Origin of the sequence: Sphingomonas sp. Leaf231 (genome assembly GCF_001421995.1) — a bacterium.
Lineage (GTDB): Bacteria > Pseudomonadota > Alphaproteobacteria > Sphingomonadales > Sphingomonadaceae > Sphingomonas.
Genome location: NZ_LMLS01000002.1, coordinates 340,064 through 354,795 on the forward strand (window position 1 = coordinate 340,064; position 14,732 = coordinate 354,795).

A 14,732-nucleotide genomic window follows, 5' to 3' on the forward strand; every position below is an offset into this window, starting at 1 on the left:
TGGTTGTCAGCCCTCCGCCCGCACGGCAGAGGGCTGACATGACCGCGCTCCTCCCCGAAGGTCTTCGTGACCGCCTCCCGCCCTTCGCCGATGCCGCTGCGGCGATCGAGGCGCGGGTGCTCGCCGCGATCCATGCACATGGATACGAGCGGGTCGATCCGCCGCTGGCCGAGTTCGCGGAGGCGCTGGGCACGCGGCTGAAGGCCGGTGCGTTGCACGATGCGGTGCGCTTCGTCGATCCGGTGTCGCAGCGGACGCTGGCGATCCGTCCCGACCTGACCGCGCAGGTAGCGAGGATCGCGGCGACGCGCATGGCGCATCACCCGCGCCCCGTGCGGTTGAGCTATGCCGGCCCGGTGCTGAAGCTGCGGGCCAGCCAATTGTCCCCGGCGCGCGAGACGCGGCAGATCGGTGCGGAACTGTTCGGGCTTGATTCGGTCGCCGCCGCGCAGGAAGTGGTCACAGTCGCGATCGACGCGCTGGCCGCAGCGGGTGTCGCGCAACCATCGATCGATTTCACGCTGCCCGATCTGGTCGACACGCTGGCCGCCGGTCCGTTGCCGGTCGATGCCGGTCGGCTGGACGACCTGCGCCAGCGGCTTGACGCCAAGGATGCCGGCGCGGTGGCGCAGATCGCACCCGAATACCTGCCGCTGATCGAGGCCGCCGGCCCGTTCGGGCAGGCGCTGGCGCGGATGCGTGCGTTCGACCGGGAGGGGGTGCTCGCTTCGCGGCTCGACGGGCTGGATGCGATCGCGGGCGCGCTGGGCGACGGGGTGACGATGACGCTCGACCCGACCGAGCGGCATGGCTTCGAATATCAGACGTGGCTCGGCTTTTCGCTGTTCGGCGGGGCGTCGGTCGGCGAGATCGGTCGCGGCGGCACCTATGTGGTGGTGCACGAGAACGCGGCCGAGGAAACCGCTACCGGCTTCTCGCTCTACGCCGACCGGCTGGTTGGGGAGCAGCCGGCGGGCGCACGGCGGCGGCTGTTCCTGCCATATGGGACCGCGGCGGCGGATGGCGCTTCGTTGCGTGCGGCGGGCTGGGTGACGGTTGCTGCGCTCGATGCCGGCGACACGCCCGAGGCGCAGGTTTGCACGCATCTGTTCGCGGACGGGCACGCGCGCTCTTTATAAGGGCGGGCGACGCGCGGCGTACGGTCGAGCGCCGCTGCCGGTTGACCTGATGCGACCGCGCGGCTACCCGCGCCACCGACATTCCTGAACCGCCCGCGTGCCGAGTCCTGTCGAAGGGCGCGCGGGTTCGCAGCGGCAGGCGGGGAATCGCATCCATGGCAAATGTGGCAGTCATCGGCGCGCAATGGGGCGACGAGGGCAAGGGCAAGATCGTCGACTGGCTGGCCGAGCGCGCCGACATGGTCGTCCGTTTCCAGGGCGGGCATAACGCCGGTCACACGCTGGTCGTCGGCGAGAACGTGTACAAACTGTCGCTGCTGCCCTCCGGCATCGTGCGCGGCACGCCGTCGGTAATCGGCAACGGCGTGGTGCTGGATCCCTGGGCGCTGAAGGCGGAGATCGAGCGGCTGGGCGCGCAGGGCGTGACCGCGACGCCGGAGACGTTGCGCATCGCCGACAATTGCGCGCTGATCCTGCCGTTCCACCGCGATCTCGATGGTCTGCGCGAGGATGCGAGCGGGGCAGGGAAGATCGGTACGACACGGCGGGGAATCGGTCCGGCGTATGAGGACAAGGTGGGCCGCCGCGCGATCCGCGTGTGCGACCTGGCGCATCTCGACGATCTCGGGCCGCAGCTCGATCGACTGACGGCGCATCACGATGCGCTGCGCGCCGGCTTTGGCGAGCCGCCGATCGACCGCGCACGGCTAGTGGCCGAATTGCGCGAGATCGCCGGCTTCGTGCTACCGTTCGCGCGGCCGGTGTGGCGCGACCTGAACGTCGCCAAGGAAGCCGGCAAGCGCATCCTGTTCGAGGGCGCACAAGGCGTGTTGCTCGACATCGATCACGGCACCTATCCGTTCGTCACCTCTTCCAACACCATCGCCGGCAGTGCGGCGGGGGGATCCGGGCTGGGACCGTCCGCCGTCGGTTTCGTGCTGGGGATCGCCAAGGCCTATACCACCCGCGTCGGATCGGGGCCGTTTCCGACCGAGCTGGAGGACGACACCGGCGAGCGGCTGGGCGTGCGGGGTCATGAATTCGGCACCGTCACCGGGCGCAAGCGGCGTTGCGGCTGGTTCGATGCGGTGCTGGTGCGCCAGTCCGCGGCAGTCGGCGGCATCACCGGGATCGCGCTGACCAAGATCGATGTGCTGGACGGGTTCGACGAGGTGAAGATCTGCACCGGTTATCGCCTTCGCAGCGAGGTGCTGGACTACTTCCCGACCCATGCCGCCGATCAGGCGCTGGTCGAGCCGGTCTATGAAACGATCGAGGGATGGCAGGGATCGACCGCCGGGGCGCGTAGCTGGGCCGACCTGCCCGCGCAGGCGATCAAGTACATCCGTCGTATCGAGGAGTTGATCCGGTGCCCGGTGGCGCTGGTATCGACCAGTCCGGAGCGTGCCGACACGATCCTGGTCCGGGATCCGTTCGCCGACTGAACTGCGATGCCTTGGGCCAAGTGACGCTATTCGACGTCGGGACAAAGAAAAACGGCGGGGTTCGCACCCCGCCGTTCTTGTTTCAGTTGCGCGGCCCGGGCTGCGTGGTGGTGCCGGCGGCACCGCCCTGCGGCAATTGCTGCTGCGGGGTGTTGGTCGACTCGGTCGGCTGACCCTGCTGCGGCTGGCCGAGCGTCGTGCGCGAATTGGTCACTGCGTCAGGGCCGGTCGTCGTCGTGCTGCGATTTCGGGTGCGGCGCGAGTCGCGGGTGGTGGTCGACCGATCCTGCGATGTCGAAGGGGTGGTCGTCTGCGGTGACGTGGTCATCGGGTCGGTCGTCGTGCCGCCCATCGTGCCACCGGGCTGGCCCATCTGGCCCATGGTTCCGCCGGGCTGACCCATGGTGCCACCCATCGTGCCACCACCGGCACCGCCGGCGCCGCCGCCGGTCGTCTGGGCCATGGCTGCGGCGGGAAGCAGCATGGCAGCCGCCGTGATCGCGATATAGGAACGCATCGAACCTCTCCTTATGTGGAATGGCCCGTCAACGAAGCGTCGCGCGCGATCGTTCCTGATCGCGCCGTGCAAAACGCTCTAATCCATGCCGCATTGTGCGCGATGGAGCAATGCCTGATCGGCGAGGACGAGCGCGACCATCGCCTCCACCACCGGAGCGCCGCGTATGCCGACGCACGGATCGTGGCGACCCTTCGTCATGACCTCCGTCGCGGTGCCATCGCGGGTGATGCTGGGCACCGGCGTCAGGATCGAGCTGGTCGGCTTGAACGCCACCCGTAGGCGAACGGGCTGCCCGGTGGCGATCCCGCCGGCGATCCCCCCGGCATGGTTGGCGAGGAACTCGGGCGCGCCGTTTTCGCCGGGGCGCATCGCATCGGCATTCTGTTCGCCCGACGAGGCGGCAGCGGCGAAGCCGTCGCCGATCTCGACCCCCTTGACGGCGTTGATCGACATGCACGCGGCGGCGAGTTCGCTGTCGAGCTTGGCATAAAGCGGCGCCCCCCAACCCGCGGGAACGCCGGTCGCCTCGCACGCGATCACCGCGCCCAGCGATGAACCCGCCTTGCGCGCGGCGTCCATGGTCACCTCCCAGCGGGCGGCGGCGGCGGCATCGGGACAGAAGAAGGGGTTGGCGTCGATCTGCGTATCGTCGAACGCGGCATAGTCCATCGCGTCGCCGCCGATCGCCTCCACCCAGGCGCGCACGCGGACCTGCGGCGTCACCAGCCGCGCCACCGCCCCGGCGGCGACGCGTGCCGCGGTTTCCCGCGCGGAGGAACGCCCGCCGCCGCGATAGTCGCGGAAACCGTATTTGGCGTCGTAAGCATAATCGGCGTGGCCGGGGCGATAGGCCTGCGCGATGTCGGAATAATCCTTCGATCGCTGGTCGACGTTCTCGATCATCAGGCTGATCGGGGTGCCGGTGGTCCGCCCGTCGAACACGCCCGACAGGATGCGGACCTGATCGGGTTCGCGGCGCTGCGTGGTGAAGCGCGACTGTCCGGGACGGCGGCGGTCGAGCCACGGCTGGATGTCGCTTTCGGTCAATGCGATCCCCGGCGGGCAGCCGTCGACCACTGCGCCCAGCGCCGGCCCATGGCTTTCGCCCCAGGTGGTGAAACGGAAGACGCGACCGAACGTGTTGAAGCTCATCGTGCGCGTCTGTCACAATTCGGCCGCTACGTCACCAACCGCCGCAGCGCCGCCAGCGTATCGGCCTCGGCGGCGGGTTTATCGGTGCGGATGCGGGCGATGCGAGGAAAGCGCATCGCCACGCCCGATTTGTGCCGTTTCGATTCGTGGATAGAGTCGAACGCGATCTCCAGCACCATCGTCTTCTCCACCTCGCGCACCGGACCGAAGCGGTTGAGCGTGTGCTGGCGCACGAAGCGGTCGAGCTGCGCGATCTCCTGATCGGTGATCCCCTGATAGGCCTTGCCCACCGGCAGCAACTCGCCATCCTCGGTCCAGCAGCCGAAGGTATAGTCGCTGTACCAGCTCGACCGGCGACCATTGCCACGCTGCGCGTACATCATCACGCAATCGGCGGTCAGCGGATCGCGCTTCCATTTGTACCACAGCCCGGCACGTCGCCCCCCGACATAGGGCGAATCGCGGCGCTTGAGCATCATCCCCTCGATCGCGGCATCGCGCGCACCGGCCCGGATGCCCTCCAGCGCGGTGAAATCATCGGCCTCCACCACACGGCTCAGGTCGAAGCGCTCGGGATCGAGCCGACCTGCGAACGCCTCCAGCCGTTCCCGCCGGGCGGTCCATGGCAGCGCGCGCACATCCTCGGCCCCGTCGAACAATATGTCGTAGAGCCGGACGAACGCCGGCGCTTCCGCCAGCATCTTGGCGGAAACCACCTTTCGCCCAAGTCGCTGCTGCAGCGCGTTGAAGCTGCCCGCCTCGCCACCCTGAACGTCGCCGCGCACCATCAATTCGCCATCGACCACGCCGTGGGTGGCGAAGGCCGCCGCAACGTCGGGGAAGGCGCGGGTGACGTCATCCCCGGTGCGGCTGAACAGCCGGGTCTCGCCGCCGTCCGCATTGGGGACATGCACCAGTTGCACGCGGATGCCGTCCCACTTCCATTCCGCGACGTAATCGGAAAGATCGACGCGCAGATCGTCGAGCGGGTGCGCGAGCATGAATGGCCGGAACACCGGCGTATCGGCGGCGGTGGGCTGTTCGCCGGTCCCCTCCGCCCAGGCGAACAGCGTCGGGTAGGGGGGCTCCAGCCCGTGCCAGACCTCCTCCACCGCCTCGACATCGAGCGCGAAGGTATCGGCCAGCGCCTGTTTGGCCAGCCGCGACGAAACGCCGACCCGCAGCCCGCCGGTCGCCATCTTGAGCAGGGCGAAGCGTTCCTCCGCGTCCAGCCGGTCGAGCATCGTCGCCAGGACGGCCGGTGCATCGGCGCGCGACAGTTGGGCGAGCCGGTCGACCGCGGTGGCGACGGTCAACGGGACGGGATCGTCGGGCGGCGTATCCGGTTCGGGCCACAGCAGCGCGACCGTTTCCGCGGTGTCTCCGACATAGTCGCGGCTCATCCGGAACAATACCGGGTCGACGCGCGACTCGATCAATGCGCGGATCACCGCCGGCTTGACGCCGGGCAGGTCCAGCTCGCCGGTCAGTGCCGCCATCGCCCAGCCGCGATCCGGGTCGGGCGTATCGCGCAGGTAATCGCCGATCAGCCGCAGCTTGGCATTGCGCGACCGGGTGTAGATCAGCGCGTCGAGCAGGGCGGCGAAGGCGCGCACGTCAGAAGATGCCCAGGAACTTCTTGCGCTTCGGCGGCTCGACCTTGCCGGCCGCACCGTTGCCGATGTCGTCGCGCGGCTTGCCGTCTTCGTCACGTTGCGCCGCGGCGGTCTTCCCCGACAGCACCGGACCGCATTGTGCCGCCTTGGCGTCACCCGGGTCGACGAACGCCAGTAGTGCCGCAACCGGGGTGCCGACCAACGCCAGCCCCAGCCCCGCACCCGCCCGCGCCAGCAACTGCGGCGAGACGACGTTCAGCTGCCAGTCGGCGAACGTGCCGCCGATCCCCACCGGCGACTGGCCCGAGAACAGGCTGAACTTCTTCGAATCGGCCTTGAAGGCGAGATCGACCGCCTCGTTGCGGAAGCTGAACCCGCCGCGTGCCAGAATGACGTTGTTCTTGGTGTCGATCAGGACCGGATCGGCCCCGGCGATGCCGTTGCGAACGGTGAACGCGACCAGACCGCAGTTGATCTCGATCGGCTTTTTCAACTCGGCCTGGAACATCTTCTGCACGAAGGTGCCCAAGTCGATCTCGACCAGTTCGACGTTACGCGTCCACAAGGTGCCGGACGGCATGACGAAGGCGATCCGTCCATCGGATGTCGCGAGCGAATCGTGGATCGTGTCGCCACGTCCCTTCAGCTGGATGCGGCCGCGGATCGTGCCCGAAGTGCCGGCTTCCGCCACGCCGTAGCCGGCCAGCAGCCGCCCCATCGGCGTCGGGGCCAGGCGGATATCGTAGCTGACCGCGCTGGGCCGCTCGCGCGTGTCGAACACCACGTCGGTGGCGACGTTGCCGCGCGCCATCGCGAAGGTCAGCGGCGAAAGCGCCAGCCGCCCGCGCTCCAGATCGAGCACGAGGTCGATGTTCGAAATCGGCACCCGTCGCGACCGCACCACGCCGACATGCCATTTCAGGTCGGCATCGAAGCGCCGCATCGTCTCGACCGGCAACGCGGCGTCGGGCAGGATGCGCGCTGGTGCCGCTCCCGTCGCCGCGGCTGCCGCCACTGCGCCCTTCTCCGCGACGATATCCGGATTGTAGCCGATGAACGGCGCGGCATCGACGATATCGAGGCGGCGCGTGGTCAGTTCCGAATCGAGATGCAAGCGCGCGGCGTTGGTGATCGTCAGCCGCCCGGCGACGTCGCTCTGCCCGAACGTGCCGCGTAGCCGCGTGAAGCGGTATTCGCCGCCCTGCGTCACCAGTTGCGCGCGCAGATCGTAGGCGCGCGTATTGGGCAACGCCACGCCGATGATATCGAGCAGCGTCGACAGGTTGCGCCCGCGCGCGCGCACCGCCAGCGGGACGTCCTCGACGGCCGCGATGCTGGGCAATGTGCCCGCCACGTCGATCGTGTTGCCCGCAGCGCGGGCGCGCATCACCAGCTCGTTCTTTCCGCGCGCCACCGTCGCATCCGGCGACAACAGCCGCGCCGCGACCGTGAAGGGCGTGTCGCGCAGCTGCCCGCCGCCGCTCAGCCCCACCGCCGCGCCGATCCGCGCATCGGTGGAGCGGATCGTGTCGAGCTTCACGTCGGTCAGCAGCTTCATGCGCGGGTCGACATAGCGGACCTGCGTGCCGGTGACGGTGGCGCGATCGATGCGCGGCAGGTCGAGCGGCTTGCCCGAGCCCTTGTCCTCGCTGAACGTCCAGGTGTTGCGATCGTGCGCGGCGTCCCATTCCAGATCGACCGCGCCGTTGGTCAGGTCGAGCCAGTGGAAGCGACGCTTGCCGAACAGCAGCGACAGCGGCGCGATGCGCGAATCGATGCGGTCGGCGGTGAACAGGTGCGGACGTGTCGCCCAGCCCGGATTGCCGACCGCCACCCGCTCGGCATAGAATTTGATCCGCAGCGGCGCGAAATACAGCTGGAAATCGCCACCGACCGTCACGGGGCGGTGGGTGAGCTTGCCGACGATGTTTTCGAACGGGCGCTTGAGGAACCGCCCCTTGGTGACGAACAGCACCAGCCAGACCGCGAACAGCGTGGCCACGACACCCAGTGCGACGTTGCGGGCGATGCGCCATCCACGTCGGCGGCGTGCCGACGGCGATGCCGACGCCGGGGGGAGCGGCGGCGGGGGGGCGGGCGTCGCGTCGGCGGGCGGGGTCGTTGCCATGGCGGTACAATCCCGGCGTAGCGACGACGGTTCCCGCCATTGCTTTTCGCGGACGCCGAGGTTATGCGGCGCGCTTCCCGAGCGATCGGCGGATACGGACGGCCCGGCCATCGAGGGCTGCCGCGGCCGTCTCAGTCGAATCGCGTAGCCGAAAGGATGAAAATGCCCAAGCTCAAGACCAAGAGTGGCGTGAAGAAGCGCTTCAAGATGACGGCCACCGGCCTTCTGAAGCACGGCGTCGCCGGCAAGCGCCACCGCCTGTTGCATCACACCGGCAAGTACATCCGCCAGAACCGCGGCACCAAGGTGCTGTCGAAGGCCGACACCGCAGCGGTGAAGGCCTGGGCACCGTACGGCCTTAGCTGAGCGACGAGGAGGAATAGCATATGGCACGCGTAAAGCGGGGCGTAACCACTCGCGCCAAGCACAAGAATATCCTGGAACAGGCCAAGGGCTATCGCGGTCGTCGCAAGAACACGATCCGCGTCGCTCGGCAGGCCGTCGAAAAGGCCGGCCAGTACGCCTATCGCGACCGTAAGGTTAAGAAGCGTACGTTCCGCGGCCTGTGGATCCAGCGCATCAACGCCGGCGTCCGCGCGGAAGGTCTGACCTATTCGCAGTTCATGCACGGCCTGAAGCTGGCGGGCGTCGAACTGGACCGGAAGGTCCTGGCCGACATCGCGATGCACGAAGAGGCGGCATTCAGCGCCATCATCGCGCAGGCGAAGGCGGCTCTCCCGCAGGCCGCCTGAGGCGACCTGACGCGAGAACGTAATGCGGGGCGTCGGTGGCAACACCGGCGCCCTTCTTCGTTCCGGTCCTTTGCCGCCTGGCCAGTATCGGGGCGCGCGGAGATGTACGCGGGGCTGGACTTGGGCACGAGTCTGCGCTTGGACGGCAGGCATGACGGATGAGACGATGACCGACACCGACGACCTCAAAACCCACCTGCTCGTCGCGATCGAGGCATCCGCCTCGCTCGACGCGCTGGAGGCGGTGCGGGTCGACGCGCTGGGCAAGCAGGGGCGGGTGACGCAGCTGCTGAAGACGATGGGTGCCTTGTCGCCGGAGGAGCGGCAGGTGCGCGGGCCCGCGATCCACGGCCTGCGCGAGGCGGTGACGGGCGCGATCGCGGCGCGCAAGGCGCAGCTCGAGCAGGCGGCCCTCGACGAGCAGCTGGCCAGCGAGGCGCTCGACATGACGCTGCCGGCCGACGCTTCGGCGGCGGGCACGGTACATCCGGTCAGCCAGGTGATGGACGAACTCGCGGAGATCTTCGCCGATCTCGGCTTCGCGGTGGCGAGCGGGCCGGAGATGGAAACCGACTGGCACAACTTCGGCGCGCTCAACATCCCCGAAACCCATCCGGCACGGGCGATGCACGATACCTTCTATCTGGAAGGCCGCGAGGACAGCGACCCCGCGGACCGTGAGACGCCGCGCGTGCTGCGCACCCATACCTCGCCGGTGCAGATCCGGACGATGCTGGCGAACAAGCCCCCGATCCGCATCATCGCGCCGGGACGCACCTATCGCTCCGACAGCGACGCCACCCACACGCCGATGTTTCATCAGGTCGAGGGGCTGGTGATCGACAAGGGCATCACGCTGGGCCATCTGAAATGGACGCTGGAGACGTTCCTGAAGGCGTTCTTCGAGCGCGACGACATCGTCCTGCGGCTGCGCCCGAGCTACTTCCCCTTCACCGAACCGTCGGCGGAGGTGGACGTCGGCTATTCGATCGTGAAGGGCAAGCGCGTGATCGGCGGGTCGGAAGGGTGGATGGAAGTGCTGGGCAGCGGCATGGTCCACCCGAAGGTGATCGCGGCATGCGGGCTGGACCCGGAGGAGTGGCAGGGGTTCGCGTTCGGTTGCGGCATCGACCGGCTGGCGATGCTGAAATACGGCATGGACGATCTGCGGCCGTTCTTCGACGGCGATATCCGCTGGCTGAAGCATTACGGATTCAGCGCGCTGGACGTGCCGACGTTGTCCGGCGGGGTCGGCACGCCGGCCTGAGCCAGTCGCGTCACCCCGGTGCCGGGGTGCCATGCGGGAGAGTGTTCGCCCGCCCCAGACAGGCTCCAGCGGGCGCTGGAGCGACGGAAGTAGAGACGATGAAATTCACGCTTTCCTGGCTCAAGGACCATCTCGATACGGCCGCGTCGCTGGACGCGATCCTCGACGCGCTCACCCGCATCGGGCTGGAGGTGGAGGGCGTCACCGATCCCGCCGCCAGGTTGAAAGGCTTCACCGTGGCGCGCGTCCTTACCGCCGAACGGCATCCGCAAGCCGACAAGTTGCAGGTGCTGTCGGTCGATGCCGGTGACGGGCCGTTGCAGGTGGTGTGCGGCGCGCCGAACGCGCGGGCCGGGCTGGTCGGGGTGTTCGGGAAGCCCGGCGCGGCGGTGCCCGCCAACGGCATGGTGCTGAAGGTCGCGGCGATCCGCGGCGTCGAATCGAACGGCATGATGTGTTCGACCCGCGAACTGGAATTGGGCGACGATCACGACGGGATCATCGAACTGCCCGCCGATGCGCCGGTCGGCACCGCCTTTGCGGACTATGCCGGGCTGGGCGATCCGGTGATCGAGGTGTCGGTCACCCCCAACCGGCAGGACTGCATGGGCGTTCACGGCATTGCGCGCGATCTGGCCGCCGCCGGGCTGGGCAAGCTGATCGCCCCGACCGTGCCGCAGGTCGCCGCACATGGCCCGGGCCCGGACGTGCGGATCGAGGATGCCGCGGGCTGCCCGGCGTTCTTCGCGCAGGGCGTGTCGGGGCTGACCAACGGTGCCGCGCCCGAGTGGATGGCCAAGCGGCTGCGGGCGATCGGGCAGAAGCCGATCTCGGCACTGGTCGACATCACGAATTACATGACCGTCGATCTTGGCCGTCCGCTCCACGTCTATGACAAGGCCTGTCTGTCCGGCGGGCTGGTCGCGCGACCGGCGCGGGCGGGCGAGACGGTGGAGGCGCTGAACGGCAAGACCTATACGCTGGCCCAGGGCATGACCGTGATCGCCGACGACGCGGCGGTGCACGACATCGGCGGCATCATGGGCGGCGCGCATTCGGGCGTGTCGGCGGCGACCACCGACGTCATCATCGAATGCGCTTATTTCGCGCCGGACGCGATCGCGCGCACCGGCCAGAAGCTGGCGCTGACCAGCGATGCGCGCCAGCGGTTCGAGCGCGGGGTGGATCCGGCGTTCCTCGACGACGGGCTCGCGATCGCGACGTTCCTGGTGCTGGAATATTGCGGCGGCAGCGCCAGCCACGTGACGCGGGCGGGCGCAGCGCCGCCTGGCACCCGCAGCTACGCCTATGATCCGGCGCGTGCCGAAACCCTGGGCGGGCTGGCGGTCGCCCCGGATCGGCAGCGGGAAATCCTCGCATCGCTGGGCTTCGCGGTCGACGCCGACTGGAACGTCACGCCACCGACGTGGCGGCGCGACATCGATGGCACCGCCGATCTGGTCGAGGAAGTGATCCGTATCGAGGGGATCGACAAGGTCGCACCCGTACCGTTGCCGCGCACGGCCGGTGTGGCACGCCCGACCGCGACCCCCGAACAGCGGCTGGAGCGTCGCACGCGACGCGCCGCCGCCGCCCGCGGCCTGGACGAGGCGGTGACATGGAGCTTCATCAGCGAGAAGCAGGCCGCACCGTTCGGCGATGCGCCGTTCCGGCTGGCCAACCCGATCAGCGAGGAGCTGAAGGTGATGCGCCCGTCGATGCTGCCCGGGCTGTTGTCCGCCGCCGAGCGCAACTTGCGGCAGGGCGCGGATGGCGTGCGGCTGTTCGAGATCGGCCGACGCTATCTGGCGGAGGGCGAGCGCGCGACGCTGGGATTGGTGCTGGCCGGCGACAAGCGCGCGCGCGGATGGCGCGACGGCAAGGCGACGGGATATGACGCCTATGACGCCAAGGCCGAGGCGCTGGCGCTGCTCGCCGCCGCCGGCGCGCCGGTCGACAATCTGCAGGTGATGGGCGAGGCGGGGTCGGCGTTTCACCCCGGTCGATCGGGCACGCTCCGGCTCGGGCCGAAGACGGTGCTGGCGGCGTTCGGCGCGGTGCATCCGGCGGTGCTCAAGGCGTTCGACCTGTCGGGCGCGGTCGTCGCGGTGGAACTGTACCTCGACGCGATGCCGGGCAAGCGGGGATCGGGCTTCATGCGCGCTGCCTATGCACCGCCGACGTTGCAACCCGTGCGGCGCGACTTCGCGTTCCTGGTGCCCGCCGACCTTTCCGCCGATGCGCTGGCGCGCGCGGTGAAGGGCGCGGACAAGACCGCGATCGTCCGCGCGCGCGTGTTCGACGTGTTCACCGGAACCGGCGTCGCCGAAGGGCACAAGTCGGTCGCACTGGAGGTGGTGCTGCAACCCGCGGACAAGAGCTTTACCGACGCCGACCTGAAGGCGATCGCGGACAAGGTGGTGGCCGCCGCCGCCAAGCAGGGAGCGACATTGCGTGGGTGAGTGGGTCCGCATTTCGAACGGCGAGCTGAGCGCCGCGATCAATCCGCTGGGCGCGGAACTGTCGTCGTTGACCGACGCGGCAGGGCGCGAGTTGATGACCGACGCCGACCCGCGATTCTGGACCGGGCGCGCGCCGCTGCTGTTTCCGGTCGTCGGGATGACCGCCGACGGCACGATCCGCGTCGATGGTCAGGCTTACCCGATCGCCAAGCACGGCTTCGCGCGCCGCAGCGTGTTTTCGGTGATCGAAGCCACCGCGACGCGGGCGGTGTTCGCGCTCGTCGACGACCTGTCGACGCGCGCCGCTTATCCGTTCGCGTTCCGGTTGGAAGTGGCATTCGAGCTGCACGGCGCGACGCTGGCGGTCGACGTGACGGTGGCCAACCCGGCCGACGAACCGCTGCCCGCCAGCTTCGGCTTCCATCCCGCCTTCGCGTGGCCGTTGCCGTTCGGGCAGGCGCGCGCGGATCACCGCATCGTCTTCGCCGCCGATGAGCCGGGTTCGCTGAAGGTGATCGCCGAGGACGGCACGATCGCGACGGCGGAGCGTGGCTCGCCGCTCGACGGGCGCGTACTGCATCTGGCCGACCAGCTGTTCACCGACGACGCGCTGGTGTGGGCACCCGTTGAGTCGCAGGCGGTTCGTTATGGCGCGGAGGGCGCGCCGCAGCTGGACATCGCCTTCCCCGACACGCCGATGCTGGGCGTGTGGACCAAGCCGGGCGCGGCCTATGTCTGCGTCGAGCCATGGCACGGCATTGCCGACCCGACCGGCTTCGCGGGCGAGTATCGCGACAAGCCCGGCGTCTTCACGGTCGCACCGCATGGCGAAAAACGGATCGCATTGCGCATTACTTTGACGGCGTGACAGGTACTCGCATCACCGTCGCCCGCGCGCTAGGAACGGCGCAGGGAGACGGATGATGCTGAAATCACTGGCGATGATTGCGACGTTGGCAATGGTGCAGGCGGCGGGAAACCCGCATCTGCCAACGCCGGTGACCGACCGGATCGCACCGATGGTCCCCGCGAATCTGAAAGGTGCCGTGCTGATCGTTTCCAAGACGAACGGCTGGCGGCATTTCGAACACATCCCGCGTTCCAACGCGGTGCTGCGCGGGATCGCGGCCGATCTGGGGCGTGGTAGCTACGTTACGGAGAATGCTGCGGTGTTCAACGACCGGCAGCTTCGTCAGTTCGCCGTGGTGGTGCTGAACAGCGCCAGCGGCGAGTTCATGACGCCGGCGCAAACCGCCGCCTTCGCGCGCTTCGTGGCGCGTGGCGGCGGGGTGGTCGCGCTCCACGCCGCGGGTGACGACAGCCACAAGGGCCGTTGGTACGACGACACGATCCTGCGCACGACCTTCATCGGTCATCCCGGCGACGCGGACCATATCCAGCCAGCACGCATCGTGGTCGATCAGCCGCAACATCCGGTGATGGCGGGCGTCACCCAGCCGTGGACGCTGCGCGACGAATATTATTCGTTCTCCGGCAATCCGGCGTCGCGCGGGATGACGGTACTCGCACGCGTCGATGAGGCGAGCTATCGGCCCGGTGCGAAGCTGACGATGGGTGTCCATCCGATCATGTGGATCAACCCGAGCAGCAAGGGCCGGGTCTTCTACTCGGCGTTGGGGCATGAACCGGGCGCCTATGACGATCCGAACATGCGCCGGGTGCTGACCAACGCGATCCGCTGGGCGGCACGGTAACTGCCTCGTTCGAGGTGCGGTCGGGAGGGCCGCGCGAGGCCGCGCCGCGCCCGTGCGCGAGCGGCCAATCGCCGCCGGGATGATGCAGACGCGAAAAGGGCCGGTAACTCGTGAAGAGTGCCGGCCCTTTTCGGTAGCTGCCAAGCGGCGGGATCAGCCGTCGTAGTCGGCGCCCAGATTCTGGTTCCGCGGCGGGGCGACGGCGGTGAGGCGCAGCGCCTCCGCCGAAGCGGCGAGGCTGCCGATCTCGTCCGCCTCTTCCTCGTCGTCGATCTGGACACGCTGCAGGCTCTGCACCGCCGATTCGAGCAGGTCCTTGGGACGCACGGTCTCCTCGGCGATCTCGCGCAGCGCGACGACCGGGTTCTTGTCGCGATCGCGATCGATCGTCAGTTCAGCACCGCCCGACACCTGCCGCGCACGCTGGGCGGCGAGCAGGACCAGATCGAAACGGTTCGGGATCTTGTCGACGCAATCCTCGACAGTGACGCGCGCCATCCGCGTTTCCTCTTGACGGTAAACTTAGGGGAGCCCGA

Annotated in this window: 13 protein-coding genes; 8 read left to right on the forward strand and 5 right to left on the reverse strand. The window is 68.6% G+C overall.

Features of this window, described 5'->3' with window-relative positions; genetic code table 11:
- Window positions 1-38: 38 nt before the first annotated feature.
- Both ASE95_RS07890 and ASE95_RS07895 read left to right on the forward strand, forming a co-directional pair.
- The gene (locus tag ASE95_RS07890) at window positions 39-1,139 is read left to right on the forward strand and encodes an ATP phosphoribosyltransferase regulatory subunit (protein WP_056634183.1); all 1,101 of its coding nucleotides are present in this window, start codon (window positions 39-41) and stop codon (window positions 1,137-1,139) included.
- Window positions 1,140-1,294: 155 nt separating this feature from the next.
- Window positions 1,295-2,584 carry an adenylosuccinate synthase gene (locus ASE95_RS07895; protein ID WP_056634186.1) on the forward strand — a complete coding sequence of 430 codons (1,290 nt, stop codon included), beginning with the start codon at window positions 1,295-1,297 and terminating at the stop codon, window positions 2,582-2,584.
- A gap of 82 nt (window positions 2,585-2,666) precedes the next feature.
- On the opposite strand, the gene ASE95_RS07900 is transcribed toward ASE95_RS07895, so the two are convergent.
- From ASE95_RS07900 to ASE95_RS07915, 4 genes are all read right to left on the reverse strand, one after another.
- The gene (locus ASE95_RS07900) at window positions 2,667-3,101 is read right to left on the reverse strand and encodes a hypothetical protein (protein WP_056634189.1); all 435 of its coding nucleotides are present in this window, start codon (window positions 3,099-3,101) and stop codon (window positions 2,667-2,669) included.
- Between the two features lie 78 nt (window positions 3,102-3,179).
- Window positions 3,180-4,256: a chorismate synthase gene (gene aroC / locus ASE95_RS07905; RefSeq protein ID WP_056634192.1), complete on the reverse strand. Its 1,077-nt coding sequence runs from the start codon at window positions 4,254-4,256 to the stop codon at window positions 3,180-3,182.
- Window positions 4,257-4,282: 26 nt separating this feature from the next.
- Entirely contained in the window at window positions 4,283-5,872 is a 1,590-nt protein-coding gene (locus ASE95_RS07910; protein ID WP_056634195.1) for a cisplatin damage response ATP-dependent DNA ligase, read from the reverse strand.
- Between the two features lies 1 nt (window position 5,873).
- Window positions 5,874-8,000, reverse strand: a complete 2,127-nt coding sequence (locus ASE95_RS07915; RefSeq protein WP_056635936.1) for an AsmA family protein — start codon at window positions 7,998-8,000, stop codon at window positions 5,874-5,876.
- A 162-nt stretch (window positions 8,001-8,162) separates the two neighbouring features.
- Between ASE95_RS07915 and rpmI the strand changes: the two genes are divergently transcribed.
- From rpmI to ASE95_RS07945, 6 genes are all read left to right on the forward strand, one after another.
- Window positions 8,163-8,366: a 50S ribosomal protein L35 gene (gene rpmI, locus ASE95_RS07920; protein ID WP_056635938.1), complete on the forward strand. Its 204-nt coding sequence runs from the start codon at window positions 8,163-8,165 to the stop codon at window positions 8,364-8,366.
- 20 nt (window positions 8,367-8,386) lie between these two features.
- Window positions 8,387-8,752, forward strand: coding sequence for a 50S ribosomal protein L20 (gene rplT / locus ASE95_RS07925; RefSeq protein WP_056634198.1), 366 nt, complete (start codon window positions 8,387-8,389; stop codon window positions 8,750-8,752).
- Between the two features lie 166 nt (window positions 8,753-8,918).
- Window positions 8,919-10,019, forward strand: coding sequence for a phenylalanine--tRNA ligase subunit alpha (gene pheS / locus ASE95_RS07930; protein ID WP_056635941.1), 1,101 nt, complete (start codon window positions 8,919-8,921; stop codon window positions 10,017-10,019).
- A gap of 98 nt (window positions 10,020-10,117) precedes the next feature.
- Complete coding sequence (gene pheT / locus ASE95_RS07935; protein WP_056634201.1) at window positions 10,118-12,481, forward strand: phenylalanine--tRNA ligase subunit beta; 2,364 nt, start codon at window positions 10,118-10,120, stop codon at window positions 12,479-12,481.
- A complete protein-coding gene (locus ASE95_RS07940) occupies window positions 12,474-13,349 on the forward strand; it encodes an aldose 1-epimerase family protein (RefSeq protein WP_056634204.1) in 876 nt (291 codons plus the stop codon). The genes pheT and ASE95_RS07940 overlap by 8 nt, the downstream gene beginning before the upstream one ends.
- A 55-nt stretch (window positions 13,350-13,404) precedes the next feature.
- Window positions 13,405-14,196 carry a ThuA domain-containing protein gene (locus tag ASE95_RS07945; RefSeq protein WP_235528234.1) on the forward strand — a complete coding sequence of 264 codons (792 nt, stop codon included), beginning with the start codon at window positions 13,405-13,407 and terminating at the stop codon, window positions 14,194-14,196.
- Window positions 14,197-14,349: 153 nt separating this feature from the next.
- Here the strand turns inward: ASE95_RS07945 and rpoZ are convergent, their stop codons facing one another.
- A complete protein-coding gene (gene rpoZ, locus ASE95_RS07950) occupies window positions 14,350-14,694 on the reverse strand; it encodes a DNA-directed RNA polymerase subunit omega (protein WP_056634212.1) in 345 nt (114 codons plus the stop codon).
- Between the last annotated feature and the right edge of the window lie 38 nt (window positions 14,695-14,732).

Excerpts from the sequence above, each read along its gene's own strand:
- pheS (WP_056635941.1), top strand. The coding sequence starts at position 8,919 with ATGACCGACACCGACGACCTCAAAACCCACCTGCTCGTCGCGATCGAG.
- rplT (WP_056634198.1), top strand. The coding sequence starts at position 8,387 with ATGGCACGCGTAAAGCGGGGCGTAACCACTCGCGCCAAGCACAAGAAT.
- aroC (WP_056634192.1), bottom strand. The coding sequence starts at position 4,256 with ATGAGCTTCAACACGTTCGGTCGCGTCTTCCGTTTCACCACCTGGGGC.
- ASE95_RS07895 (WP_056634186.1), top strand. The coding sequence starts at position 1,295 with ATGGCAAATGTGGCAGTCATCGGCGCGCAATGGGGCGACGAGGGCAAG.
- ASE95_RS07945 (WP_235528234.1), top strand. The coding sequence starts at position 13,405 with ATGCTGAAATCACTGGCGATGATTGCGACGTTGGCAATGGTGCAGGCG.
- ASE95_RS07890 (WP_056634183.1), top strand. The coding sequence starts at position 39 with ATGACCGCGCTCCTCCCCGAAGGTCTTCGTGACCGCCTCCCGCCCTTC.
- ASE95_RS07915 (WP_056635936.1), bottom strand. The coding sequence starts at position 8,000 with ATGGCAACGACCCCGCCCGCCGACGCGACGCCCGCCCCCCCGCCGCCG.
- rpmI (WP_056635938.1), top strand. The coding sequence starts at position 8,163 with ATGCCCAAGCTCAAGACCAAGAGTGGCGTGAAGAAGCGCTTCAAGATG.
- ASE95_RS07900 (WP_056634189.1), bottom strand. The coding sequence starts at position 3,101 with ATGCGTTCCTATATCGCGATCACGGCGGCTGCCATGCTGCTTCCCGCC.
- pheT (WP_056634201.1), top strand. The coding sequence starts at position 10,118 with ATGAAATTCACGCTTTCCTGGCTCAAGGACCATCTCGATACGGCCGCG.
- rpoZ (WP_056634212.1), bottom strand. The coding sequence starts at position 14,694 with ATGGCGCGCGTCACTGTCGAGGATTGCGTCGACAAGATCCCGAACCGT.